Genomic DNA, 23678 nt, shown 5'->3' on the forward strand with positions numbered 1-23678 from the left:
CGTGCATTCAGCATTTGTCAGGTCGAACCAATCCCCGTTTCAAGCATCTATAACCCCGATCTCCGTGGTTATGGCCGGGGATGCCAGGCCATGACGGTCGGGCTCGACGGCTGACACTGCACTCTGCAATCCATATGAATTTGATAGGGAAGGAACACCACAATGGCTATTACTAAAGACCAACTGATCGCTGACCTGGCTGAAGCAGTAGACGCACCGAAAACTACCGTGCGTGCTCTGCTGGACCAACTGAGCCAAGTTGTTGCTGATCAGCTGGAAAATGGCGGCGAAATCACTCTGCCAGGCGTTGGCAAACTGAAAGTGACCGAGCGTCCTGCCCGTACTGGCCGTAACCCTTCGACTGGCGCTGCCATCGAAATCGCTGCCAAGAAAGTTATCAAGCTGGTTGTGGCTAAAGGCCTGACCGACGCTGTTAACAAGTAAGACGCAGCAAAAAAACCGTGCTTCGGAGTGATCCGGGCACGGTTTTTTATTGCCTGCGTTTTTATTGTGTGGCGGGCTTATCGAACCCAGCGCTGGCGCCAGATCTGCTGCTCGTTCTTGGTCTGGAACGTCCAGGCCACAAAGCGGCTCTGCTTCTGCCCCTGGGACATCTCTACTACCTGGCTTTCCAGCACGCCGGCTTTTTTCAGCGCGGTTTCGATCACCGGCAAGTTGGAGGCTTTGGACACCAAGGTGCTGAACCACAGCACTTTATGCGCAAAATGCGCGCTTTCGGCGATCAACTGCGTCACAAATCGCGCTTCGCCACCTTCACACCACAGTTCGGCCGATTGACCACCGAAGTTGAGCACCGGCAACTTGCGTTTCGGGTCGGCCTTGCCCAAGGCGCGCCATTTACGCTCGCTGCCTTTGGTGGCTTCGTCCATGGATGCATGGAAGGGCGGATTGCACATCGTAAGGTCAAAGCGCTCACCCGGCTCCAGCAGGCCCAACAGGATCTGCTTGGGGTTGGGTTGCTGGCGCAGCTGGATGACCTTGCTCAGGTCGTTGGACTGCACGATGGCCTTGGCGGCGGACACGGCGATCGGGTCGACCTCCGAGCCCAGGAAGTTCCAGCGGTACTCCATATAGCCAATCAGCGGGTACACGCAGTTGGCGCCCATACCGATGTCCAGCACCTTGACGATCGAGCCCCGCGGGATCTTGCCGTCGTTGACGCTGGCCAGCAGGTCGGCGAGGAAGTGCACATAGTCAGCACGCCCCGGCACCGGCGGGCACAGGTAGTCCGCCGGGATATCCCAATGCTGGATGCCATAGAACGACTTGAGCAGCGCCCGGTTGAACACCCGCACTGCATCCGGGCTGGCGAAGTCGATGCTCTCTTTGCCGTAGGGGTTGATGATCACGAACTGCGCCAGTTCCGGCGTGGTCTTGATCAGCGCCGGGAAGTCGTAACGGCCCGTGTGGCGGTTGCGCGGGTGCAGGGTGGCCTCTTTGCGTGGCGCGACGGGTTTGGCCGTGGCGGCGGTTTTAGGCTTCTTGCGCGGAGGTTTGGGCGTAGTGGGGGCGGTCATGATGATTCTGGGTTTGGCTCAAAGTGGCGGTCATTGTCACACATTCCCGGGGACAACTCGGTCAAATGTGGGAGCTGGCTTGCCTGCGATGCAGGCGACTGGGTGTATCAGGCAGACTGAGGTGATGCTATCGCTGGCAAGCCAGCTCCCACAGGGATAGGGTTTTGATTGGGAAATGGTGTCGTTTGCCTGGACAAAAAAAGAGACCCGAAGGCCTCTTTTTTTACACGGCGCAAGCCTTACAGGCTGGAAATCCGCGCGTGTTGCTCCGCCAGCTTGCCCAAGGCCTGTTCAGCCTCGGCCAACTTGGCGCGTTCTTTCTCGATCACTTCAGCTGGCGCTTTGTCGACGAACGCCGCGTTGGACAGCTTGCCGCCCACTCGCTGCACTTCGCCTTGCAGGCGCACAATTTCCTTGTCGAGGCGGGCAAGTTCCGCGCCCTTGTCGATCAGGCCGGCCATCGGCACCAGCACTTCCATATCACCGACCAACGCGGTGGCAGACAACGGTGCTTCGGCATCGGCAGCCAATACGGTGATCGACTCCAGCTTGGCCAGTTTCTTGAGCAGCGCATCGTTCTCGCTGAGGCGACGCTGGTCTTCGGCACTGGCGTTCTTGACGAACACGGCCAGCGGCTTGCCCGGCCCGATGTTCATCTCGGCGCGGATGTTGCGTGTGCCGAGCATCAGGGTCTTGAGCCATTCGATATCGCTTTCGGCGGCCTCATCGATGCGCGCTTCGTTGGCCACCGGCCAAGGTTGCAGCATGATGGTCTTGCCTTCGATACCGGCCAGCGGCGCCAGGCGCTGCCAGATTTCTTCGGTGATGAACGGCATGAACGGATGCGCCAGGCGCAGCGCCACTTCGAGCACGCGCACCAGGGTGCGACGGGTGCCGCGCTGGCGTTCGACCGGGGCGTTCTCGTCCCACAGTACCGGCTTGGACAGTTCCAGGTACCAGTCGCAATACTGGTTCCAGATGAACTCGTACAGGGCCTGTGCGGCCAGGTCGAAACGGAACTGGTCGAGCTGGCGGGTCACTTCGGCTTCGGTGCGCTGCAGCTGCGAGATGATCCAGCGATCCGCCAGGCTCAGCTCATAGGCTTCGCCGTTCTGGCCGCAGTCTTCGCCTTTGTCCAGCACGTAGCGCGCCGCGTTCCAGATCTTGTTGCAGAAGTTGCGATAGCCTTCGACGCGGCCCATGTCGAACTTGATGTCGCGACCGGTGGAGGCCAGCGAGCAGAAGGTGAAGCGCAGAGCGTCGGTGCCGTAGCTGGCGATGCCGTCGGCGAATTCGTCGCGGGTCTGCTTCTCGATCTTTTTCGCCAGTTTCGGCTGCATCAGGCCCGAGGTGCGTTTCTGCACCAGGGTTTCCAGGTCGATGCCGTCGATGATGTCCAGCGGGTCCAGGACGTTACCCTTGGACTTGGACATCTTCTGGCCCTGGCCGTCGCGTACCAGGCCGTGTACGTACACGGTCTTGAACGGTACCTGCGGGGTGCCGTCTTCGTTCTTCACCAGGTGCATGGTGAGCATGATCATCCGGGCAACCCAGAAGAAAATGATGTCGAAGCCGGTGACCAGCACGTCGGTGGAGTGGAATTTCTTCAGGAACTCGGTCTGCTGCGGCCAGCCCAGGGTAGAGAAGGTCCACAGGCCCGAACTGAACCAGGTGTCCAGTACGTCGTTGTCCTGTTGCAGCGCGATGTCGGCGCCGAGGTTGTGCTTGGCACGCACTTCGGCTTCGTCGCGGCCTACATAAACCTTGCCCGATTCGTCATACCAGGCCGGAATACGGTGGCCCCACCACAGCTGACGGCTGATGCACCAGTCCTGGATGTCGCGCATCCACGAGAAGTACATGTTTTCGTACTGTTTGGGCACGAACTGGATGCGGCCATCTTCCACGGCGGCAATCGCAGGTTCTGCCAGCGGCTTGGTGGACACGTACCACTGGTCGGTCAGCCACGGCTCGATCACGGTGCCGGAGCGGTCGCCCTTCGGCACTTTCAGGCCGTGGTCGTCGACGCTGACCAGCAAACCGGCGGCGTCGAAGGCAGCTACGATCTGCTTGCGCGCTTCAAAACGGTCCAGACCTGCGTATTCGGCGGGGATCTTGCCGTCGATGCTGTCGTTCAGCGAGCCGTCCAGGTTGAACACCTGGCAGGCCGGCAATACGGCGGCATTTTTGTCGAAGATGTTCAGCAGCGGCAGGTTGTGGCGCTTGCCGACTTCGTAGTCGTTGAAATCGTGGGCCGGGGTGATTTTCACGCAGCCGGTGCCGAACTCAGGGTCGCAATAGTCATCCGCGATGATCGGGATGCGGCGGCCAACCAGCGGCAGTTCGACAAACTTGCCGATCAGCGCCTGGTAGCGCTCGTCGTTCGGGTTAACAGCGACGGCGGCATCGCCGAGCATGGTTTCCGGACGGGTAGTGGCGACGATCAGGTAATCGTTGCCTTCAGCGGTCTTGGCGCCGTCGGCCAGCGGGTACTTGAGGTTCCACAGGAAGCCTTTCTCGTCGTGGTTTTCCACTTCAAGGTCGGAAATGGCCGTGTGCAACTTGGTGTCCCAGTTGACCAGGCGCTTGCCGCGGTAGATCAGGCCGTCTTCGTGCAGGCGCACGAAGGCTTCCTTTACGGCTTCGGACAGGCCGTCGTCCATGGTGAAGCGCTCGCGGCTCCAGTCTACGGACGAACCCAGGCGACGGATCTGACGGCTGATATTGCCGCCGGACTGGTCTTTCCATTCCCAGACTTTCTCCAGGAATTTCTCGCGACCCAGGTCGTGACGGTTCTGGCCGGTGGCTTCCAGTTGGCGTTCCACCAGCATCTGGGTGGCGATGCCGGCGTGGTCGGTGCCCGGTTGCCACAGGGTGTCGCGACCCTGCATGCGGCGGAAGCGGATCAACGCATCCATGATCGCATTGTTGAAGCCATGGCCCATGTGCAGGCTGCCAGTGACGTTCGGTGGCGGAATCATGATGGTGTACGAGTCGCCCGCACCTTGTGGGGCGAAATAGTTCTCGGACTCCCAGGTGTTGTACCAGGAAGTTTCGATAGCGTGGGGCTGGTAGGTCTTATCCATGCGCGGCGGGACCCTAGTTGGCATTTATTCAGGAAAGCCGGCAAGTATAACGGGGGATAGGGGCGAGGGCGAGGCGAAGACGGTTAAGACCGATGCAGAATTAATGTGGGAGCTGGCTTGCCTGCGATGGCGGTGTTTCAGTCAGCATCGTCGGCGACTGATGCGCCGCCATCGCAGGCAAGCCAGCTCCCACAAGGATGGGGGGACTTTCAGTTCTGGTATTGGCTGAGCAACCGCTCCATCCGCGCATCCATCCGACGCTTGATCTCGGCTTCGATATGCGGCGCAAAGTCGTCGATCACATCCTGCATGATCAATTGCGCGGCGGCGCGCAGTTCGTTGTCCAGGTGCAGCAGCAGGGCATCGGGGGCTTTTTCGGCGGCTGGGGCGGGTTCAGCAACCACAGGTGCCGGCGCGGCAGGCTTGCCGCCGACCATGTCGAACAGCAGCGGGATCTGTACCTCGCCATCGGCCGTCTCGGTCAGCAGCGGCGGTTGCAGGTTGTCATCACCCAGTAACTGACGGATCGACTCCAGGTCATCCAGCAGGTGGTCGTCTTTTTTCAGCGGGTTTGGAGTGTCCATCATGTACTCAAAGTCGTTGTAGCCGGTGATCTTGCAGAGGATAGCCCTGTTCGCGGTAGAAACGGAAACTCTCCCGCGCGGCCTGACGAATAGCCGGGTCTTCCACCACCACTTCCGCCACACGGGCGAACGCTTGGGCAAAGGCCGGTACTTTCAGGTCGAGGTTGACCAGCAAGTCATGGTGATCGCCGCAGTTGTCTCCCAAGCCCAGCACAACCAGGCTTTCAGGTTCGGATTCGGCGTGGCCGTGGGGCACGAAGCTTTCGCCCTTGAAGCGCCACAGACGGGCATCAAGTTCGTCACGTTGGGCGGCATCGCTGCAGTGCAGGTAGATGCGATGGCCCATACGCCAGGCTTTTTCGGTGAGTTTGCAGGCAAAGTCCAGGCGCGCGAGGGGATCGGCGCTGGGCAATATATAGAAGTCGACTTGGGGCATTGAAAATCCTGGGGTTGGCCTGATGGCCCCTCTGTAGGAGCAAGCTCGCTCCTACAAAGAGGCGCAGGGGCCGCTTAAGCCTTGGCGCGATCCAGCAGGTATTGGGTCAACAGGGGCACCGGACGGCCAGTGGCGCCCTTGTCCTTGCCGCCGCTGGTCCAGGCCGTGCCGGCGATGTCCAGGTGAGCCCAGTTGAAGTTCTTGGCAAAGCGCGACAGGAAGCAGGCCGCCGTGATGGTGCCGGCTTTCGGGCCACCGATGTTGGCGATGTCGGCGAACGGGCTGTCGAGCTGTTCCTGGTACTCATCGAACAGCGGCAGTTGCCAGGCGCGGTCGTCGGCGGCCTTGCCGGCGCTGAGCAGTTGCTCGATCAGTTCGTCGTTGTTGCCCAGCAGGCCCGAAGTGTGGGCGCCCAGGGCAACTACGCAGGCACCGGTCAAGGTAGCGATGTCGATCACGGCCTGGGGCTTGAAGCGCTCGGCGTAGGTCAGGGCGTCGCACAGCACCAGACGGCCTTCGGCGTCGGTGTTGAGGATCTCTACGGTCTGGCCGCTCATGGTGGTGACGATATCGCCCGGGCGAGCCGCGCCGCCGCTCGGCATGTTCTCGGCGCAGGCCAGGATGCACACCAGGTTGATCGGCAGCTTGAGTTCCAGCACGGCACGCAGGGTGCCGAACACGCTGGCGGCGCCGCCCATGTCGTACTTCATCTCGTCCATGCCGGCGCCCGGCTTGAGGCTGATGCCGCCGGTATCGAAGGTGATGCCTTTACCTACCAGGGCGTAAGGCTTCTCGGACTTCTTGCCGCCGTTGTATTGCATCACGATCAGGCGTGGCGGCTGGTCGCTGCCCTGGCCCACGGCATAGAACGAGCCCATGCCCAGGTCCTTGATCTTCTTCTCGTCCAGCACTTCAACCTTCAAGCCCTTGAACTCTTTGCCCAGTGCCTTGGCCTGTTCGCCCAGGAACGTCGGGTGGCAGATGTTCGGCGGCAGGTTGCCCAGGTCGCGAGTGAACGACATGCCGTTGGCGATGGCCTGGGCGTGGGTGACGGCGCGCTGGACTTCAGCCTGGGCAGCCTTGATGGTCAGCAGGGTGATTTTCTTCAGGGCGCGGGGTTCGGCTTTCTGGCTCTTGAACTGGTCGAAAATATAGCCGCCGTCCACCAGCGACTCAGCCAGCAGTCGGGTCTTGCCGTAGCTGTCGCGGCCCTTGACCACGATTTCATCGAGTGCCAGCACCGCATCGCTGCCGCCCAGGCCCTTGAGGGTGGTGAGGAGACCGCTGACGATCTTGCGAAACGGACGGTCGCCCAGTTCGGCATCCTTGCCCACGCCCACCAGCAAAACGCGCTCGGCTTTAAGGTTGGGCAGGCTCTGCAGCAGCAGGCTCTGGCCGACCTTGCCGGCCAGGTCACCGCGCTTGAGCACTGCGCTGATAGCGCCGCCGCTCAGTTCGTCCAGTTGCTTGGCGGCGACGCCGAGTGTGCGGCCTTCGCCGACAGCGACCACGAGGGTGGCGGTTTTCAACGTTTCGGGGCTAACGCTTTTTACAACCAATTCCATTTTCGGGTCCCTTATCAAGGTCTGTGAGCCGGGAGCTTGTACTCCGGCTTTAAAGCTCGGCAGCGTTGTAAACCGCCAGCGACAAAGGCCGCAGTTTGAACCTCGCCAGCGGAGCCTGACAACCCTTGGCGCACGCTTTGTGCGTGCGCATGAGTAAGCTCCGTGACAGGCGCGGTCAATCACAGGATAATGCGCCATCTTTTTAGCCGGCCCGTGGTAAACGGGTCGACTCGGTATGCTTGCTTGTTTGGCCGCCTTAGCCTGACAACCCTGGAGTGTCTGGTTTGATTGTCTTCCGTTATCTGTCCCGCGAAGTCCTGTTGACCCTGAGTGCCGTGAGTGCGGTGTTGCTGGTCATCATCATGAGTGGTCGTTTCGTCAAGTTCCTGGCCCAAGCCGCCGCCGGCGCCCTGGATCCGGGCTCACTGTTCCTGATCATGGGCTACCGGATGCCCGGCATGCTGCAGTTGATCCTGCCGCTTGGCCTGTTTCTCGGCATATTGCTGGCCTATGGCCGGCTGTACCTGGAAAGCGAGATGACCGTGCTGTCGGCCACCGGCATGAGTCAGCAGCGCCTGCTGGCCATGACCATGGTGCCTGCCGCCGGTGTTGCTCTGGTGGTGGCCTGGTTGAGCATGAGCCTGGCGCCCCAGGGGGCCATGCAATTCCAGCTGCTGCTGAACAAGCAGGATGCGATGACGGAGTTCGACACCCTCGAGCCCGGTCGCTTCCAGGCGCTCAGCGACGGCTCGCGGGTGACCTACACCGAAACCATGACCGACGACCGTTCCAACCTCGGCGGCGTGTTCATTTCCCAGAAGAACCTCGGCCAGAACCAGAAAGACCGTGGCATTACCATCCTGGTGGCCGACAGCGGTCGCCAGGAAATCCGCCCCGATGGCAACCGCTACCTGATCCTGGAAAACGGCTACCGCTACGACGGCAGCCCTGGCCTGGCGGATTATCGGGCGATCAAGTACGACACCTACGGCGTCATGCTGCCCAAGGCCGAGATCAGTGACGAGGTCACCGACCGCGACGCACTGCCCACCTCATCGCTGTTCGGCAGCCCGGAGTTGCGCTCCATCGCCGAGTTGCAATGGCGCCTGTCCCTGCCGCTGTTGGTGTTTATCGTGACCTTGATGGCCGTGCCGCTGTCGCGCGTCAACCCGCGCCAAGGGCGTTTCCTCAAGTTGCTGCCGGCGATCCTGCTGTACATGGCCTACCTGACCATCCTGATTTCTGCCCGTGGTTCCCTGGAAAAGGGCAAGTTGCCGCCAGCGCTGGGCCTGTGGTGGGTGCACGGGGTTTTCCTGATGATCGGCCTGGGGCTGCTCTACTGGGAACCTATCCGTTTGAAAATGAAGAGCCGTCGTGGCCTGAAGGAGTTGGCCCGTGGCTAAGCTTGATCGCTACATCGGCATTAGCGTACTGATCGCCATCCTCGCGGTACTGGGCATCATCCTCGGCCTGGCCTTGTTGTTCGCCTTCATTGATGAAGTGGGCAACGTTACTGACACTTACACAGTCACGGACGTGCTGAGCTACGTCGCACTGACCGCGCCGCGTCGTCTCTACGACATGATGCCAATGGCCGCGCTGATTGGTTGCCTGATCGGCCTGGGTACCCTGGCCAGCAACAGCGAGCTGACCATCATGCGCGCCGCCGGGGTGTCTATCGGCCGTATCGTCTGGGCGGTGATGAAGCCGATGCTGCTGCTGATGGCGTGCAGCGTGCTGATCGGTGAGTACGTCGCGCCACCGGCCGAAGCCACCGCCCAGGCCAATCGCGCCCTGGCCCAGGGTTCGGGCGATGCGCAAAGCGCCAAGCATGGCCTGTGGCACCGCCAAGGTGACGAGTTCATTCACATCAACGCCGTGCAGCCGGGTGGCCTGTTGATCGGGGTGACCCGCTACACCTTCGACAAAGAACGGCACATGCTGTCGTCCAGCTTCGCCAAGCGCGCGCAGTACAGTGGCGAGCAATGGCAACTGAGCGACGTCACCACCACCCACTTCCGTAACGTGGGCCAGGGCACCCAGTCCAGCACCGAAGTGGTCAACGTGCCGACCGAACAGTGGGATATCGCCCTCAAGCCGGAATTGCTCAACACCGTGGTCATGGTGCCGGAAGCCCTGCCGATCTCCGGTTTGTGGAGCTATATCCACTACCTCAAGGAACAGGGTTTGAACAATGGCCGCTACTGGCTGGCGTTCTGGGTGAAAGTCTTGCAGCCGGTGGTTACCGCCGCCTTGGTGTTGATGGCGATTTCCTTCATTTTCGGGCCATTACGCTCCGTGACCCTGGGCCAACGGGTATTTACCGGCGTGCTGGTGGGCTTCACCTTCCGCATCGCCCAGGATTTGCTTGGGCCGTCGAGCCTGGTATTCGGCTTCTCGCCGCTGTTTGCGGTGCTGGTGCCTACGGCCATCTGCGCCGTGGCTGGGTTCTGGCTGCTGCGCCGGGCGGGTTGAAGCCGCGCTCGCGAACGTCTGCGAAACGCCGCGTTTATCCAGAATAAGCGCGTTATCGTTGGCGATTTTCGCGAGCAAGCTCGCTCCTACAGTTTTAAGCCCCATTAAAGTGGGGCTTTTTTGTATTGGTCAGCAAAGATGACGTCTGGCCTGAGCATCAGGTACAATTCCCGGCTATTTTTCAGCGGGCAATCTGCCTGCAGCCTTTTTGAGTGTTGATCCGTGAGTGATTTGAGTCATATCCGCAATTTCTCCATCATCGCCCACATTGACCATGGCAAGTCGACGCTGGCCGATCGATTTATCCAGATGTGCGGCGGCCTTGCCGAGCGTGAAATGGAAGCCCAGGTACTGGACTCCATGGACCTCGAACGCGAGCGCGGGATCACCATCAAGGCCCACAGCGTCACGCTGTACTACAAGGCCAAAGACGGCATCACTTACCAACTGAACTTCATTGACACCCCTGGTCACGTTGACTTCACCTACGAAGTCAGCCGTTCGCTGGCGGCCTGTGAAGGTGCGTTGCTGGTGGTCGATGCCGGCCAGGGCGTCGAGGCGCAGTCGGTTGCCAACTGCTACACCGCGATCGAGCAGGGCCTGGAAGTCATGCCCGTGCTCAACAAGATCGACCTGCCCCAGGCCGAGCCTGAGCGCGTCAAGGAAGAGATCGAGAAGATCATCGGCATCGATGCCACCGACGCCGTCACCTGCAGCGCCAAGACCGGCCTGGGTGTCGACGAAGTGCTCGAACGCCTGGTGCACACCATTCCCGCGCCGACCGGCAACTACGAAGATCCGCTGCAAGCGTTGATCATCGACTCCTGGTTCGACAACTACCTGGGCGTTGTGTCCCTGGTGCGCGTGCGCCATGGCCGTGTGAAGAAGGGCGACAAGATCCTGGTCAAGTCCACCGGCAAGATCCACTTGGTGGACAGCGTCGGTGTATTCAACCCCAAGCACACCGCTACCGTTGATCTGAAAGCCGGTGAAGTAGGCTTCATTATCGCCGGCATCAAGGACATTCATGGTGCGCCAGTGGGTGACACCCTGACCTTGAGCTCCACGCCAGACGTCGACGTGCTGCCCGGCTTCAAGCGCATCCAGCCACAGGTCTACGCCGGCCTGTTCCCGGTCAGCTCCGATGACTTCGAAGATTTCCGCGAAGCCCTGCAAAAACTGACCCTCAACGACTCGTCGTTGCAGTACACCCCGGAAAGCTCCGACGCCCTGGGCTTCGGCTTCCGTTGCGGGTTCCTGGGCATGCTGCACATGGAGATCATCCAGGAGCGCCTTGAGCGCGAGTACGACCTGGACCTGATCACCACCGCGCCAACCGTTATTTTTGAGTTGCTGCTCAAAACCGGTGAAACGATTTACGTCGACAACCCCTCCAAGCTTCCGGACCTGTCGGCCATCGAAGACATGCGCGAGCCGATCGTGCGGGCCAATATCCTGGTACCGCAGGAACACTTGGGCAACGTCATTACACTGTGTATCGAAAAGCGTGGCGTGCAGCGCGACATGCTGTTCCTCGGTACTCAGGTACAAGTGACCTACGATATGCCGATGAACGAAGTGGTCCTGGACTTCTTCGACCGTCTCAAGTCCACCAGTCGCGGCTATGCTTCGCTGGACTACCATTTCGATCGTTACCAATCGGCTAATCTGGTGAAACTGGATGTGCTGATCAACGGCGACAAGGTAGATGCCCTGGCACTGATCGTGCACAAGGACAACGCGCATTACAAAGGTCGCCAACTGACCGAGAAGATGAAAGAACTGATTCCGCGCCAGATGTTCGACGTCGCGATCCAGGCCGCCATCGGCGGGCAGATCATTGCACGGACCTCCGTCAAGGCTCTCAGAAAGAACGTACTGGCCAAATGCTACGGCGGTGACGTAAGCCGTAAGCGCAAACTGCTTGAGAAGCAAAAGGCCGGTAAAAAACGCATGAAGCAAGTAGGCAACGTGGAAGTTCCACAAGAAGCCTTCCTTGCGGTGCTCAGGTTGGATAGTTAGGTCCTATGTCACTAAATTTCCCGCTGTTGCTGGTCATTGCCGTTGCCGTCTGTGGTCTCCTGGCGTTGCTCGATCTGGTGTTCTTCGCCCCGCGTCGTCGGGCGGCCATTGCTTCCTATCAGGGCAGCGTCAGCCAGCCCGATGCGGTGGTGGTCGAGAAGCTGAACAAAGAGCCCTTGCTGGTTGAGTACGGCAAGTCGTTCTTCCCGGTGTTGTTCATCGTGCTGGTGTTGCGCTCGTTTCTGGTAGAGCCGTTCCAGATCCCTTCGGGGTCGATGAAACCGACCCTGGATGTGGGCGACTTCATCCTGGTGAACAAGTTTTCCTACGGCATTCGCCTACCGGTGATCGACAAAAAAGTCATCCCGGTGGGTGACCCGCAGCGCGGCGATGTGATGGTGTTCCGCTACCCAAGCGACCCGAACGTCAACTACATCAAACGTGTGGTCGGCCTGCCGGGCGACGTGGTGCGCTACACCAGCGACAAGCGCCTGTTCATCAACGGTGAGTCGGTGGCCGAGAAGCTGCTGGGCGCCGAGCCGAATACCCTGGGCAGCGCCGAGCTGTACCAGGAAAAACTCGGCGCGGTGGAGCACCAAATCCGCAAGGAAATGAGCCGCTACCGCGCGATGCCGGATGGCCAGTGGAAAGTGCCTGCCGGGCATTACTTCATGATGGGCGACAACCGCGATAACTCCAACGACAGCCGCTACTGGGATGACCCCAACATTCCCAAGGACCTGCTGGGCATGGTGCCGGACGAGAACATTGTCGGCAAAGCCTTCGCGGTCTGGATGAGTTGGCCGGAACCCAAGCTCAGCCACCTGCCGAACTTCTCGCGGGTCGGGCTGATCAAGTAATACAAGCGGCGCTGTGAACACAGCGCCGAATGCTTTTCTGGGGCTTGGACATTTTCCGATGCCCGGTACCCATCAGGATTTGAATTTGAACACTGCGTCAATCGTCGATGGCCGCCGGTGCCATCAACTAGATATGGATAAACCGTGACCGTTTCTCTAAGTCGTCTCGAGCGTCAGCTCGGCTACACCTTCAAGGACCAGGAATTGATGGTCCTTGCCCTCACACACCGCAGCTTTGCAGGGCGCAATAACGAGCGCCTGGAATTCCTCGGTGACGCTATCCTCAATTTCGCCGCCGGCGAGGCGCTGTTCGAGCGCTTCCCCCAAGCGCGAGAAGGCCAGCTGTCGCGCCTGCGCGCACGCCTTGTGAAAGGCGAGACCCTGGCCGTGCTGGCCCGAGGCTTTGGCCTGGGCGAGTACCTGCGGCTGGGTTCCGGTGAGTTGAAAAGCGGCGGTTTCCGTCGCGAGTCAATCCTGGCTGATGCCCTGGAAGCCTTGATCGGTGCGATCTACCTCGATGCAGGCATGGAGACGGCCAAGGAACGCGTTGTCGCCTGGCTGGCCTCGGAAATCGAAAGCCTGACGCTGGTAGACACCAACAAGGATCCCAAGACCCGCCTGCAAGAGTACCTGCAGTCCCGCGGTTGCGAACTGCCACGCTACGAAGTGGTGGATATCCAGGGCGAGCCCCATTGCCGGGTGTTCTTCGTGGAATGTGAAATCACTTTATTGAACGAAAAAAGCCGAGGTCAGGGTGTGAGCCGTCGTATTGCCGAACAGGTAGCGGCCGCTGCAGCACTGATTGCCCTGGGCGTGGAGAATGGCCATGACTGATTCAACCGCAACACGCTGTGGCTATGTTGCCATCGTCGGCCGCCCGAACGTGGGCAAGTCCACGCTGCTCAACCACATCCTCGGCCAGAAGCTCGCGATCACCTCGCGCAAGCCCCAGACCACCCGCCACAACATGCTGGGCATCAAGACCGAAGGCAACGTGCAAGCGGTGTATGTCGATACCCCTGGCATGCACAAAGGCGGCGAGAAAGCCCTGAACCGCTACATGAACAAGACCGCCTCGGCCGCGTTGAAAGACGTCGACGTGGTGATCTTCGTGGTTGACCGCACCAAGTGGACCGACGAAGACCAGATGGTCCTCGAGCGTGTGCAATACGTGACCGGCCCGTTGATCGTCGCGCTGAACAAGACCGACCGTATCGAAGACAAAGCCGAGCTGATGCCGCACCTGACCTGGTTGCAGGAGCAACTGCCGAACGCCCAGATCATGCCGATCTCAGCCCAGCACGGCCACAACCTCGAAGCCCTGGAGCGCGTGATCGCCGGTTACCTGCCAGAAAACGAGCACTTCTTCCCGGAAGACCAGATCACCGACCGCAGCAGCCGCTTCCTTGCCGCCGAACTGGTCCGCGAGAAAATCATGCGCCAGATGGGCGCCGAGCTGCCGTACCAGATCACCGTCGAAATCGAAGAATTCAAGCAGCAGGGCAAGACCTTGCATATCCATGCGTTGATCCTCGTCGAACGTGACGGCCAGAAGAAAATCATCATTGGCGACAAGGGCGAGCGCATCAAGCGCATCGGCACCGAAGCGCGCAAGGATATGGAGTTGCTGTTCGACTCCAAGATCATGCTCAACCTGTGGGTGAAGGTGAAGGGTGGCTGGTCCGATGATGAGCGTGCGTTGCGCTCCCTGGGCTACGGCGACCTGTAACGGGCCTCGAACACACTGCAAAACTTTGTGGGAGCGGGCTTGCCCGCGATGATGATGTAACATTCGGCAGAGATGTTGACTGTGACGCCGACATCGCGGGCAAGCCCGCTCCCACATTGGATCGGCGCTGTTTCACGTTCTGCGAGAGAGCCTCATGTCCGCCTCCCCCCCCAGCCAACTCGCCTATGTCCTGCACAGCCGCGCCTACCGCGAAACCAGTGCGCTGGTGGACTTCCTCACGCCCCAAGGCCGACTGCGCGCAGTCTTGCGCAGCGCGCGGGGCAAGGCGGGCACCTTGGCGCGGCCGTTCGTGGCGCTGGACGTGGAGTTTCGCGGCAAGGGCGAGCTGAAAAACGTCGGTCGCCTGGAAAGCGTTGGCACCTCGGCCTGGCTGAATGGCGATGCGCTGTTCAGCGGCCTTTACCTCAATGAACTGCTGATTCGCCTGTTGCCCGCCGAAGACCCGCACCCGGCGATCTTCGATCACTACGCCGCCACCTTGCTGGCCCTCGCTGAAGGCCGCCCACTGGAGCCGCTGCTGCGTGCCTTTGAATGGCGCTTGCTCGACGACCTTGGCTATGGCTTTGAATTGCACAACGACCTGCACGGCGATCCCGTGGCCGCCGACGGCATGTACCGCCTGCAAGTGGATGCGGGCCTTGAGCGCGTATATCTATTGCAGCCGGGCCTGTTCCAGGGCAGCGAACTGCTGGCGATGAGCGACGCGGATTGGAGCGCGCCGGGCGCTTTGTCCGCCGCTAAGCGCCTGATGCGCCAGGCACTGGCCGTGCACCTGGGCGGGCGGCCGCTGGTCAGTCGCGAGTTGTTTCGAAAGCCCTGACGTCCCCGTGTATGCTGTGCACCGATTCTTTCCCTTTTCAGGAGCGCTTCCGTGACCACCAGCAATCGCATTCTTCTTGGCGTCAACATCGACCACGTCGCCACCCTGCGCCAGGCCCGGGGCACCCGTTACCCTGACCCGGTCAAGGCCGCGCTGGACGCCGAAGAAGCGGGCGCCGACGGCATCACCGTGCACCTGCGCGAAGACCGCCGCCACATCCAGGAGCGCGATGTACTGCTGCTCAAGGACGTGCTGCAAACCCGCATGAACTTCGAAATGGGTGTGACCGAAGAAATGATGGCGTTCGCCGAGCGCATCCGCCCGGCGCATATCTGCCTGGTACCGGAAACCCGCCAGGAGTTGACCACCGAAGGCGGCCTCGACGTCGCCGGCCAGGAAGCGCGGATCAAGGCTGCGGTGGAGCGCCTGTCGCGGATCGGCAGCGAAGTCTCGCTGTTCATCGACGCCGACGAACGCCAGATCGAAGCCTCTCGCCGCGTGGGCGCCCCGGCGATCGAGCTGCACACTGGCCGTTATGCCGATGCCACCACGCCGACCGAAGTGGCCGACGAGTTGCAACGCATCATCGACGGCGTGAACTGCGGGCTCAACGAGGGCTTGATCGTCAATGCCGGCCATGGCTTGCATTACCACAACGTCGAAGCCGTAGCCGCGATCAAGGGCATCAACGAACTGAATATCGGCCACGCCCTGGTGGCGCACGCGTTGTTCGTCGGTTTCAAAGGCGCAGTGGCCGAGATGAAAGCCCTGATTCTGGCCGCTGCCAAGCACTGATAAACAATGAAGATCATTGTGGGAGCTGGCTTGCCTGCGATAGCGGAGTGTCAGTTGACGCATTCGTAGCTGGCCCACTGCAATCGCAGGCAAGCCAGCTCCCACATGATGAGTCGTCGGCGTTTTTGGCATGCGGCAATGCGAAGCCTTACTGTTTAGCCGACGCAGGTGTATCGTATCAGCCCTTTGCGGGCCCTTGGCCTGCGGCAGATACGCGAGGTTGTTGTGTCCCGATCCTTTTCCCGTCGACAAATCCTGGGTGGTCTTGCTGGCCTGGCCGTAGTAGGCGTCGGTGCCGGCGGTGGCTACCGCTACTGGCTGGGGAAAGTCGCTGAGTCCGAGGCGGGGCACGATTACGAGCTGATCGCCGCGCCCCTGGACGTAGAGTTGGTGCCGGGGCATAAGACCCAGGCCTGGGCGTTCGGCCCATCGGCGCCGGGCACCGAGTTGCGGGTGCGCCAAGGCGAATGGCTGCGGGTGCGCTTTATCAACCATCTGCCAGTCGCCACTACCATCCACTGGCACGGCATCCGCCTGCCGCTGGAAATGGACGGCGTGCCCTACGTCTCGCAATTGCCGGTGCTGCCTGGCGAATACTTCGACTATAAATTCCGCGTACCCGATGCCGGCAGCTACTGGTATCACCCTCACGTGAGCAGCAGCGAAGAACTCGGCCGTGGCCTGGTCGGCCCGTTGATCGTGGAAGAGCGCGAACCCACCGGTTTCAAGTACGAACGCACTTTGAGCCTGAAGAACTGGCACATCGACGAAGAGGGCGGGTTTGTCGAGTTCAGCATCCCCCGTGAAGCGGCGCGTGGCGGCACGGCCGGGCGCCTGTCGACCATCAATGGGGTGCCCCAGGCGGTCATCGACCTGCCGGCTGGGCAAATCACCCGCGTGCGCCTGCTCAACCTCGATAACACTGTGACCTATCGCCTCAATATTCCCGGGGTCGAAGCGCAGATCTACGCGTTGGACGGCAACCCCATCGAGCCGCGCCCGTTGGGCAAGGAATATTGGCTGGGCCCGGGCATGCGTATTTGCCTGGCGATCAAGGCGCCACCGGCGGGCGAAGAACTGTCGTTGCGCAACGGCCCGGTGCGCCTTGGCACCTTCCGCTCGGTGGCCAATACCGACGCGCCTACCCTGTGGCCACCGGCATTGCCGGCCAACCCGGTTGCCGAGCCAGACCTGGCCAATGCCGAGAAACTCAACTTCAATTTCGAATGGGTCGGTTCAGTGTCGGTCAATGTCGAAAACGGCAAGCCGCCGAGCCTGTGGCAGATCAACGGCCAGGCCTGGGACATCACCGACAAGACCTGTGCCGACCGCCCGATTGCCAAGCTGGAGAAGGGCAAGAGCTACATTTTCGAATTGAAGAACATGACCCAATACCAGCACCCGATCCACCTGCACGGGATGAGCTTCAAGGTGCTTGCGTCCAACCGCCACAAGGTGATCCCGTATTTCACCGACACCTATCTGCTGGGCAAGAACGAACGCGCCCGCGTGGCCTTGGTGGCGGATAACCCAGGGGTGTGGATGTTCCATTGCCATGTGATCGACCACATGGAAACCGGCCTGATGGCCGCCATCGAGGTGGCGTGATGCGCCAGATTCGCCCCGCCGCGATTATCGACCGCAGCCGCGACCAGGACTTTATGCGCGAAGCCCTGGCGCTCGCCGCCCAAGGTGCTGCATTGGGCGAAGTGCCGGTGGGTGCGGTGCTGGTGCAGGGCGGTGAAATCATCGGCCGCGGCTTCAACTGCCCCATCAGCGGCAACGACCCCAGCGCCCATGCCGAAATGGTCGCGATCCGCGCCGCTGCTCAGGCGATCAGCAACTATCGGCTGGTGGGCAGCACGCTGTACGTGACGCTGGAACCGTGCAGCATGTGTGCCGGGCTGATCGTGCATTCGCGGGTGGCGCGGGTGGTGTATGGCGCGTTGGAGCCGAAGGCGGGCATCGTGCAAAGCCAGGGTCAGTTTTTTACCCAGGGTTTTCTTAACCATCGGGTGTTGTTTGAGGGCGGGGTATTGGCCGAGGAGTGTGGGGCTGTCCTGAGCGAGTTCTTCAAGGCTCGCCGGGCCAAGCCACCACTCTAAAGAACACTGAAATATCAATGTGGGAGCTGGCTTGCCTGCGATAGCCATCTGTCAGTCAGCCCAATATTGACTGACCCACCGCTATCGCAGGCAAGCCAGCTCCCACCGTTGATCTCCATTTTTTCAGAACGAGCGTGGTGTTATTTGCGCGCGATGATCACCGCCCGCATCGGTGCCGGCAGCCCTTCAATGGTCTTGCTGTGATCCTCAGGGTCCAGGAAATCACTCAGCGACTGATACTTCATCCACTGCGTTCCACGCTGCTCCTCAACCGTGGTCACGCTCACATCCACGCACCGCACGTCACTGAACCCGGCCCGGCGCAGCCACAGCATCAACGCCGGCACCGACGGCAAGAACCACACGTTGCGCATCTGGGCGTAACGGTCTTCTGGCACCAGCACTTGTTGTTGGTCGCCTTCCACCACCAATGTTTCCAATACCAGCTCGCCGCCCTTGACCAGGGTGTCCTTCAACGCCAGTAAATGTTCGATGGGCGAGCGGCGGTGGTAGAACACGCCCATGGAAAATACCGTGTCAAAGCCTTCCAGGTTCGCCGGCAAGTCTTCGAACGGGAACGGCAGGTGCCAGGCCTTGGGCTCGGACAAGTAGCGCTGCACTGCCTGGAACTGGCAGAAGAACAGCCAGTTGGGGTCCACGCCAATCACGCTGTCGGCCCCGGCGCCGAGCATGCGCCACATGTAGTAGCCGTTGCCGCAGCCCACGTCGAGGATGCGCTTGCCTTTGAGGTTCAGGTGCGGCGCGACCCGCGACCACTTCCAGTCCGAACGCCACTCGGTGTCCACATGCACGCCGAACAGATGGAACGGGCCTTTGCGCCAGGGGCTCAGGCCCATCAGCGCGGTGTGCATCTGTTCGCGGGTGGCGTCGTCGCAATCGGTGTCCAGCACCAGGCCGTTGAGCAAATCTACGCTGTTGGGCTGGATCTTCGGCAGTGCATCCAAGGCGCTCTGCCAGCGCTCCAGGTCGCCATGGCCTTTTTCCATCTTGCTATCGAGCTGCGCTTGCAGGCCCTGGGCCCACACGGCCAGGGGAGTGCCGACCAGATGGCGGGCGAGGGGGGACAAATCAATCATGGCAAGGCAATCAACGAGGCAAAGTTAAGACACTGGAACCACGGCACGACTTTCGAGAACCCGGCCGCCAGCAGGCGTTCGCGGTGTTCTTCGAGGCTGTCGGGCTTCATGACGTTTTCGATGGCGCTGCGCTTCTGGGCGATTTCCAGTTCGCTGTAGCCGTTGGCGCGTTTGAAGGCGATATGCAGGTCGGTCAGCAGCGCGTGCTCTTCAACATCGTTAAAGCGCAGCTTTTCCGAGAGGATCAACGCCCCGCCCGGCAGCAGCGCCTGGCGAATGCGCCCCAGCAACGCCAGGCGCTCCTGGGGGGCGATAAATTGCAGGGTGAAGTTCAGGGCCACCACCGAGGCGGGCTTGAATTGCAGGGCGAGGATGTCGCCCTCGATCACCTCCACCGGCAGCAACTCCTGGAACATCGAGTCCTGGCCATTGAGGTATTCGCGGCAGCGCTCGACCATCGCGGCGGAGTTATCCACGGCGATCACCCGGCAACCCTCGGTGCGTACATGGCGACGCAGGGCTTGGGTCACGGCGCCCAGGGAAGAGCCCAGGTCATACAGCACGCTACCCGGTTGGGCAAATTGCGCGGCCAGCACGCCGAGGTTTTCGACGATGGTGGGGTAGCCCGGCACCGAGCGCTTGATCATGTCCGGGAACACCCGCACCACATCCTCGTTAAAGGCGAAGTCCGGCACCTGGGGCAGGGGCTGGGCGAATAGGCGATCGGGTTCTTTGCTCACGGCTGTTCCGGCGACGATGGGGGAAAGGCCGGCATTTTAGCCAAGTTGCTCCTCGGATGCGCGGGTTGTCTGATGGAAAGCCGAGGCGGTGATGCCCCACTGCCCGAGCCAGTAGGTGGTGATCAGCAAATACGGCGCTGCCTCGAACGCCAGCACAAACCGGTTGATGCCGATCAGCGCGTCGGAAACCACAAACGACACCGCACCCACCGCCGCCAGCCACGCTGAACGTTTGGGCACCTCGCTGCCCAGTCGTGCCAACGCACGCCAGAGCATGGCGCTGATCACCAGCGCGTAAACCACCACCGGTATCAGCAGTTCACCGAGGCCGTGGGAGATCAGGATGCTCAGCAAGATTGCGCCCACGCCGAGGGCCAGCACCATCGGCAGCAGCGCCAAGCGCCGACAGTCACTGAAATAAGCTTTGAGATAAGCCAAATGCGCGAACAGAAACGCGCCCAGGCCAAAGATAAACAGGTCGCCTGGCCAGGCAAGTAACACGTCGCCCACCACGGAAAAAATCAACCCCAGGCTGATCCAGCGTCGATACTCGGTGGGCGGCGCGTCATGCAGCCAACCCAGCAGCGCCAGCACCGGCAGTGGCTTGACCAGCAGGCACAGCAGCGTCGCATGGGTCGCCAGGCCATAGACAAAGGTGCCGGCGCCCATCAAGGCAAGGATCAGCCATGGCATATCAGTTCACCGTAATGGCGCAGTCAAAGGTTTCGACAGGTTCGGCCTCTGGCTCCCAGGGTTGCTGGGATGTCAGGCGCAAACGCCCTTGCCCTGGGGCAAACGCCTGGAAGCGCCAGGTGGACTGGCCGCCCCCGCCGATCACGCCGGACTCGGTGCTGCTGTAGACCTCAGGGCTCAAGGCGCGCAACACGCCGCCCGCGGAGTCCTGGATGGCCCAGCGGTAACCGGTGGTGGGGTTGCTGGGCAGGGTGAGGATCAGGTTTTGCCCGTTTTTAAGCTGGAGCGGGCAGGCGCTCTGGTTGTCCACGCTGACGTTTTGCTGGGGGGCACTGGCGCATGCGGCCAGCAGGGCAAGGCTCAAGGGGAGAAACAGGCGGGCAGCGGTCATGAAGGCTCCGTTAATACACGACGAAGGGGGAGCATAACCGAAGATGAGACAAGGTGTGACAAGAGGGCATGCGGTATGGCGGATGGCGCCATCGCGGGCAAGCCCGCTCCCACATTTGACCCGCGTTGTCATCAACAACGCCGATCCCTGTGGGAGCCGGGCTTGCCCGCGATAGGGCCCGTACAGGCACTAAAGCAGTGTCAGAAGAGCACCTTCGCCACATCCGCAAACCGCTTGGCAAAGTGCACCGTCATCCCTTCCTTCAAATAATCCGGCAACTCTTCAAAGCTGCCACGGTTGGGCTCCGGCAAGATCAACTCGTGAATCTTCTGGCGCCGCGCCGCAATCACCTTCTCGCGCACCCCGCCAATCGGCAGTACATGCCCGGTCAAGGTCAGTTCGCCGGTCATCGCCACACCTTTTTTCGGCGGTTGGTTGCGGGCCAGGGACAGCAACGCACTGGCCATGGTCACGCCGGCACTCGGGCCGTCTTTCGGCGTGGCGCCTTCCGGCACGTGCAAGTGCACGAAGGCCTCGTCGAAGAATTTCGCATCGCCGCCAAACGACTTCAGGTTTGAGCTGATGTAGCTGTAGGCGATTTCGGCGGACTCTTTCATCACTTCACCCAACTGCCCGGTGAGCTTGAAGCCGCGATTGAGCGTGTGGATGCGCGTCGCTTCGATCGGCAAGGTGGCGCCGCCCATGCTGGTCCAGGCCAGGCCGGTAATCACGCCGGTGCCGGACAGCACTTGCTCATTACGGAACACGGGCATGCCCAGGGAGCTTTCCAGGTCCTTGTTGCCGATCTTGATCACCGACTCCGGTTCATCCAGCAGCTTGACCACCGCCTTGCGCACCAGCTTGCCCAGTTGCTTCTCCAGTTGGCGCACGCCGGCTTCCCGAGCATAACCATCGATCAATGCGCGCAGGGCGCCGTCGGTGATGGTCAGGCTGTTTTTGGCCACGCCGGCTTTTTCCAACTGCTTGGGCCACAGGTGGCGCTTGGCGATGGCGACTTTTTCTTCGGTGATATAGCCCGACAGGCGAATTACTTCCATGCGGTCCAGCAACGGGCCCGGGATCGAGTCCAGGGTGTTGGCGGTGCACACAAACAGCACTTTGGACAGGTCCAGGCGCAGGTCCAGGTAATGGTCGAGGAATTCGACGTTCTGTTCCGGGTCCAGGGTTTCCAGCAACGCCGACGCCGGGTCGCCCTGGAAGCTCTGGCCCATCTTGTCGATTTCGTCGAGCATGATCACCGGGTTCATCACTTCCACGTCTTTCAACGCCTGCACCAGCTTGCCGGGCAGGGCGCCGATGTAGGTGCGCCGGTGGCCCTTGATCTCGGCCTCGTCGCGCATGCCGCCAACACTGAAGCGATAGAACGGCCGCCCCAGGGATTCGGCGATGGACTTGCCCACACTCGTCTTGCCCACGCCGGGCGGGCCCACCAGCAACACGATGGAACCGGCGACTTCGCCTTTGTAGGCGCCCACGGCGAGGAATTCGAGGATGCGGCTCTTGATGTCATCCAGGCCCGCATGGTGCTTGTCGAGCACTTTGCGCGCGTGCTTGAGGTCGAGTTTGTCTTCACCGTATACGCCCCACGGCACCGAGGTGGCCCAGTCCAGGTAGTTGCGCGTGACGGCGTATTCCGGCGAACCGGTTTCCAGGATCGACAGTTTGTTCAGTTCTTCATCAATGCGTTTTTTCGCTTGCGCCGGCAGCACCTTGCCTTGCAGGCGCTGTTCGAACTGTTCGACATCGGCGCTGCGATCGTCCTTGGTCAGGCCCAGTTCCTGCTGGATGACCTTGAGTTGTTCCTTGAGGAAGAACTCACGCTGGTGCTCGCCGATCTTGCGGTTTACCTCGGCGGAGAGCTCTTTTTGCAGACGCGCGACTTCTACCTCTTTGCGCAGCATCGGCAGCACTTTTTCCATGCGTTTGAGCATGGGCACGCAGTCCAGCACTTCCTGCAGTTCATTACCTGTCGCCGAGGTGAGGGCGGCGGCAAAGTCGGTGAGCGGCGACGGGTCGTTGGGGCTGAAGCGGTTGAGGTAGTTCTTCAACTCTTCGCTGTACAGCGGGTTGAGGGGCAGCAGTTCCTTGATCGCATTGATCAGCGCCATGCCGTAGGCCTTGACCTCATCGGTCGGCTCGCTGGGCTGGTGCGGGTATTCGACTTCCACCAGGTACGGTGGGCGGTGGTGCTTGAGCCAGGTCTTGATGCGCACGCGGGTCAGGCCCTGGGCGACGAACTGCAGCTTGCCGTTCTCGCGGCTGGCGTGGTGCACCTTCACCAGGGTGCCGTACAGCGGCAGGGCGGAGGTGTCGAAGTGGCGTGGGTCTTCGGGCGGCGTGTCCATGAAAAACAGCGCAAGGGAGTGGTGGTCGGATTTGCTCACCAACTCCAGGGTTTCGGCCCAGGGCTCTTCATTGACGATCACCGGCAACACTTGGGCCGGGAAAAACGGCCGGTTGTGGATCGGGATGATGTAAACCTTGTCCGGCAGGTTTTGCCCAGGCAGCGCCAGGCCGGTGTTGGACGAGGAGGTTTCGGCGTTTTCGGGGTCGGCGTAATCGTTGAGGTCGTAATCTGGAAATTCTTGCTGGTCGCTCATGGGGCACCTGCATCAGTAAGTATGCAGGTTAGATGGGGCGGGGTTGCGGTGGTTTCAATGGGGCGGCGTCGTTAGCAACAATTTGCATGAAATAACGGGA

General features: G+C 61.0%; 21 protein-coding genes. 11 read left to right on the forward strand and 10 right to left on the reverse strand.

Translation table 11 applies throughout. From position 1 onward, the window contains the following. Window positions 1–162 precede the first annotated feature (162 nt). Window positions 163–444: an HU family DNA-binding protein gene (locus AB4P90_RS06270; protein ID WP_003188840.1), complete on the forward strand. Its 282-nt coding sequence runs from the start codon at window positions 163–165 to the stop codon at window positions 442–444. Between the two features lie 77 nt (window positions 445–521). On the opposite strand, the gene rlmF is transcribed toward AB4P90_RS06270, so the two are convergent. The 5 genes from rlmF to AB4P90_RS06295 form a co-directional block, all read right to left on the reverse strand. Then, on the reverse strand, window positions 522–1538 hold the full coding sequence (gene rlmF, locus AB4P90_RS06275) for a 23S rRNA (adenine(1618)-N(6))-methyltransferase RlmF (RefSeq protein ID WP_395605747.1): 1017 nt from the start codon (window positions 1536–1538) through the stop codon (window positions 522–524). A 239-nt stretch (window positions 1539–1777) separates the two neighbouring features. Continuing rightward, the gene (locus AB4P90_RS06280; RefSeq protein WP_395605748.1) at window positions 1778–4624 is read right to left on the reverse strand and encodes a valine--tRNA ligase; all 2847 of its coding nucleotides are present in this window, start codon (window positions 4622–4624) and stop codon (window positions 1778–1780) included. A 209-nt stretch (window positions 4625–4833) separates the two neighbouring features. Beyond that, window positions 4834–5208 (reverse strand): hypothetical protein, encoded by a 375-nt coding sequence (locus AB4P90_RS06285; RefSeq protein WP_003188844.1) that lies wholly within the window; start codon window positions 5206–5208, stop codon window positions 4834–4836. A 7-nt stretch (window positions 5209–5215) separates the two neighbouring features. Beyond that, window positions 5216–5644, reverse strand: a complete 429-nt coding sequence (locus AB4P90_RS06290) for a DNA polymerase III subunit chi (RefSeq protein ID WP_014717072.1) — start codon at window positions 5642–5644, stop codon at window positions 5216–5218. Window positions 5645–5718: 74 nt separating this feature from the next. Further along, complete coding sequence (locus tag AB4P90_RS06295; RefSeq protein ID WP_014717073.1) at window positions 5719–7209, reverse strand: leucyl aminopeptidase; 1491 nt, start codon at window positions 7207–7209, stop codon at window positions 5719–5721. A gap of 284 nt (window positions 7210–7493) precedes the next feature. On the opposite strand from AB4P90_RS06295, the gene lptF reads away from it, so the two are divergent. From lptF to tadA, 10 genes are all read left to right on the forward strand, one after another. Then, window positions 7494–8612 carry an LPS export ABC transporter permease LptF gene (lptF, locus tag AB4P90_RS06300; RefSeq protein WP_003188848.1) on the forward strand — a complete coding sequence of 373 codons (1119 nt, stop codon included), beginning with the start codon at window positions 7494–7496 and terminating at the stop codon, window positions 8610–8612. Next, window positions 8605–9684: an LPS export ABC transporter permease LptG gene (lptG, locus tag AB4P90_RS06305; RefSeq protein ID WP_003188851.1), complete on the forward strand. Its 1080-nt coding sequence runs from the start codon at window positions 8605–8607 to the stop codon at window positions 9682–9684. Before lptF ends, lptG begins: the two co-directional genes overlap by 8 nt. A 222-nt stretch (window positions 9685–9906) precedes the next feature. Beyond that, a complete protein-coding gene (lepA, locus tag AB4P90_RS06310) occupies window positions 9907–11706 on the forward strand; it encodes a translation elongation factor 4 (RefSeq protein ID WP_003188853.1) in 1800 nt (599 codons plus the stop codon). 5 nt (window positions 11707–11711) lie between these two features. Further along, window positions 11712–12566, forward strand: a complete 855-nt coding sequence (lepB, locus tag AB4P90_RS06315) for a signal peptidase I (RefSeq protein WP_003188855.1) — start codon at window positions 11712–11714, stop codon at window positions 12564–12566. A gap of 144 nt (window positions 12567–12710) precedes the next feature. Further along, window positions 12711–13400, forward strand: coding sequence for a ribonuclease III (rnc, locus tag AB4P90_RS06320; RefSeq protein WP_003188856.1), 690 nt, complete (start codon window positions 12711–12713; stop codon window positions 13398–13400). Beyond that, entirely contained in the window at window positions 13393–14295 is a 903-nt protein-coding gene (gene era, locus AB4P90_RS06325; RefSeq protein ID WP_005785147.1) for a GTPase Era, read from the forward strand. Before rnc ends, era begins: the two co-directional genes overlap by 8 nt. A 154-nt stretch (window positions 14296–14449) precedes the next feature. After that, complete coding sequence (gene recO, locus AB4P90_RS06330) at window positions 14450–15136, forward strand: DNA repair protein RecO (RefSeq protein ID WP_395605749.1); 687 nt, start codon at window positions 14450–14452, stop codon at window positions 15134–15136. A gap of 51 nt (window positions 15137–15187) precedes the next feature. Next, the gene (pdxJ, locus tag AB4P90_RS06335; RefSeq protein ID WP_003188860.1) at window positions 15188–15931 is read left to right on the forward strand and encodes a pyridoxine 5'-phosphate synthase; all 744 of its coding nucleotides are present in this window, start codon (window positions 15188–15190) and stop codon (window positions 15929–15931) included. Between the two features lie 225 nt (window positions 15932–16156). Then, complete coding sequence (locus AB4P90_RS06340; protein WP_014717077.1) at window positions 16157–17539, forward strand: multicopper oxidase family protein; 1383 nt, start codon at window positions 16157–16159, stop codon at window positions 17537–17539. Beyond that, a complete protein-coding gene (gene tadA, locus AB4P90_RS06345) occupies window positions 17539–18036 on the forward strand; it encodes a tRNA adenosine(34) deaminase TadA (protein ID WP_019817664.1) in 498 nt (165 codons plus the stop codon). Before AB4P90_RS06340 ends, tadA begins: the two co-directional genes overlap by 1 nt. Window positions 18037–18176: 140 nt before the next feature. On the opposite strand, the gene cmoB is transcribed toward tadA, so the two are convergent. From cmoB to lon, 5 genes are all read right to left on the reverse strand, one after another. Continuing rightward, window positions 18177–19133: a tRNA 5-methoxyuridine(34)/uridine 5-oxyacetic acid(34) synthase CmoB gene (gene cmoB, locus AB4P90_RS06350; RefSeq protein ID WP_020301206.1), complete on the reverse strand. Its 957-nt coding sequence runs from the start codon at window positions 19131–19133 to the stop codon at window positions 18177–18179. Continuing rightward, a complete protein-coding gene (cmoA, locus tag AB4P90_RS06355) occupies window positions 19130–19873 on the reverse strand; it encodes a carboxy-S-adenosyl-L-methionine synthase CmoA (RefSeq protein WP_014717080.1) in 744 nt (247 codons plus the stop codon). Before cmoA ends, cmoB begins: the two co-directional genes overlap by 4 nt. 36 nt (window positions 19874–19909) lie before the next feature. Next, window positions 19910–20566 carry a lysoplasmalogenase gene (locus AB4P90_RS06360; RefSeq protein ID WP_191949102.1) on the reverse strand — a complete coding sequence of 219 codons (657 nt, stop codon included), beginning with the start codon at window positions 20564–20566 and terminating at the stop codon, window positions 19910–19912. A gap of 1 nt (window position 20567) precedes the next feature. Continuing rightward, window positions 20568–20957, reverse strand: a complete 390-nt coding sequence (locus AB4P90_RS06365; RefSeq protein WP_032903312.1) for a protease inhibitor I42 family protein — start codon at window positions 20955–20957, stop codon at window positions 20568–20570. A 200-nt stretch (window positions 20958–21157) separates the two neighbouring features. Beyond that, window positions 21158–23578 carry an endopeptidase La gene (lon, locus tag AB4P90_RS06370; RefSeq protein WP_019817668.1) on the reverse strand — a complete coding sequence of 807 codons (2421 nt, stop codon included), beginning with the start codon at window positions 23576–23578 and terminating at the stop codon, window positions 21158–21160. Window positions 23579–23678: the final 100 nt, after the last annotated feature.

Origin of the sequence: Pseudomonas sp. B16120, assembly GCF_044218845.1 — a bacterium.
Classification (GTDB): Bacteria; Pseudomonadota; Gammaproteobacteria; order Pseudomonadales; family Pseudomonadaceae; genus Aquipseudomonas; species Aquipseudomonas paracarnis.

Coding starts and splice junctions, on each gene's coding strand:
- AB4P90_RS06270 (WP_003188840.1), top strand. CDS start 163: ATGGCTATTACTAAAGACCAACTGATCGCTGACCTGGCTGAAGCAGTA.
- rlmF (WP_395605747.1), bottom strand. CDS start 1,538: ATGACCGCCCCCACTACGCCCAAACCTCCGCGCAAGAAGCCTAAAACC.
- AB4P90_RS06280 (WP_395605748.1), bottom strand. CDS start 4,624: ATGGATAAGACCTACCAGCCCCACGCTATCGAAACTTCCTGGTACAAC.
- AB4P90_RS06285 (WP_003188844.1), bottom strand. CDS start 5,208: ATGGACACTCCAAACCCGCTGAAAAAAGACGACCACCTGCTGGATGAC.
- AB4P90_RS06290 (WP_014717072.1), bottom strand. CDS start 5,644: ATGCCCCAAGTCGACTTCTATATATTGCCCAGCGCCGATCCCCTCGCG.
- AB4P90_RS06295 (WP_014717073.1), bottom strand. CDS start 7,209: ATGGAATTGGTTGTAAAAAGCGTTAGCCCCGAAACGTTGAAAACCGCC.
- lepB (WP_003188855.1), top strand. CDS start 11,712: ATGTCACTAAATTTCCCGCTGTTGCTGGTCATTGCCGTTGCCGTCTGT.
- era (WP_005785147.1), top strand. CDS start 13,393: ATGACTGATTCAACCGCAACACGCTGTGGCTATGTTGCCATCGTCGGC.
- recO (WP_395605749.1), top strand. CDS start 14,450: ATGTCCGCCTCCCCCCCCAGCCAACTCGCCTATGTCCTGCACAGCCGC.
- tadA (WP_019817664.1), top strand. CDS start 17,539: ATGCGCCAGATTCGCCCCGCCGCGATTATCGACCGCAGCCGCGACCAG.
- cmoB (WP_020301206.1), bottom strand. CDS start 19,133: ATGATTGATTTGTCCCCCCTCGCCCGCCATCTGGTCGGCACTCCCCTG.
- AB4P90_RS06360 (WP_191949102.1), bottom strand. CDS start 20,566: ATGCCATGGCTGATCCTTGCCTTGATGGGCGCCGGCACCTTTGTCTAT.
- AB4P90_RS06365 (WP_032903312.1), bottom strand. CDS start 20,957: ATGACCGCTGCCCGCCTGTTTCTCCCCTTGAGCCTTGCCCTGCTGGCC.
- lon (WP_019817668.1), bottom strand. CDS start 23,578: ATGAGCGACCAGCAAGAATTTCCAGATTACGACCTCAACGATTACGCC.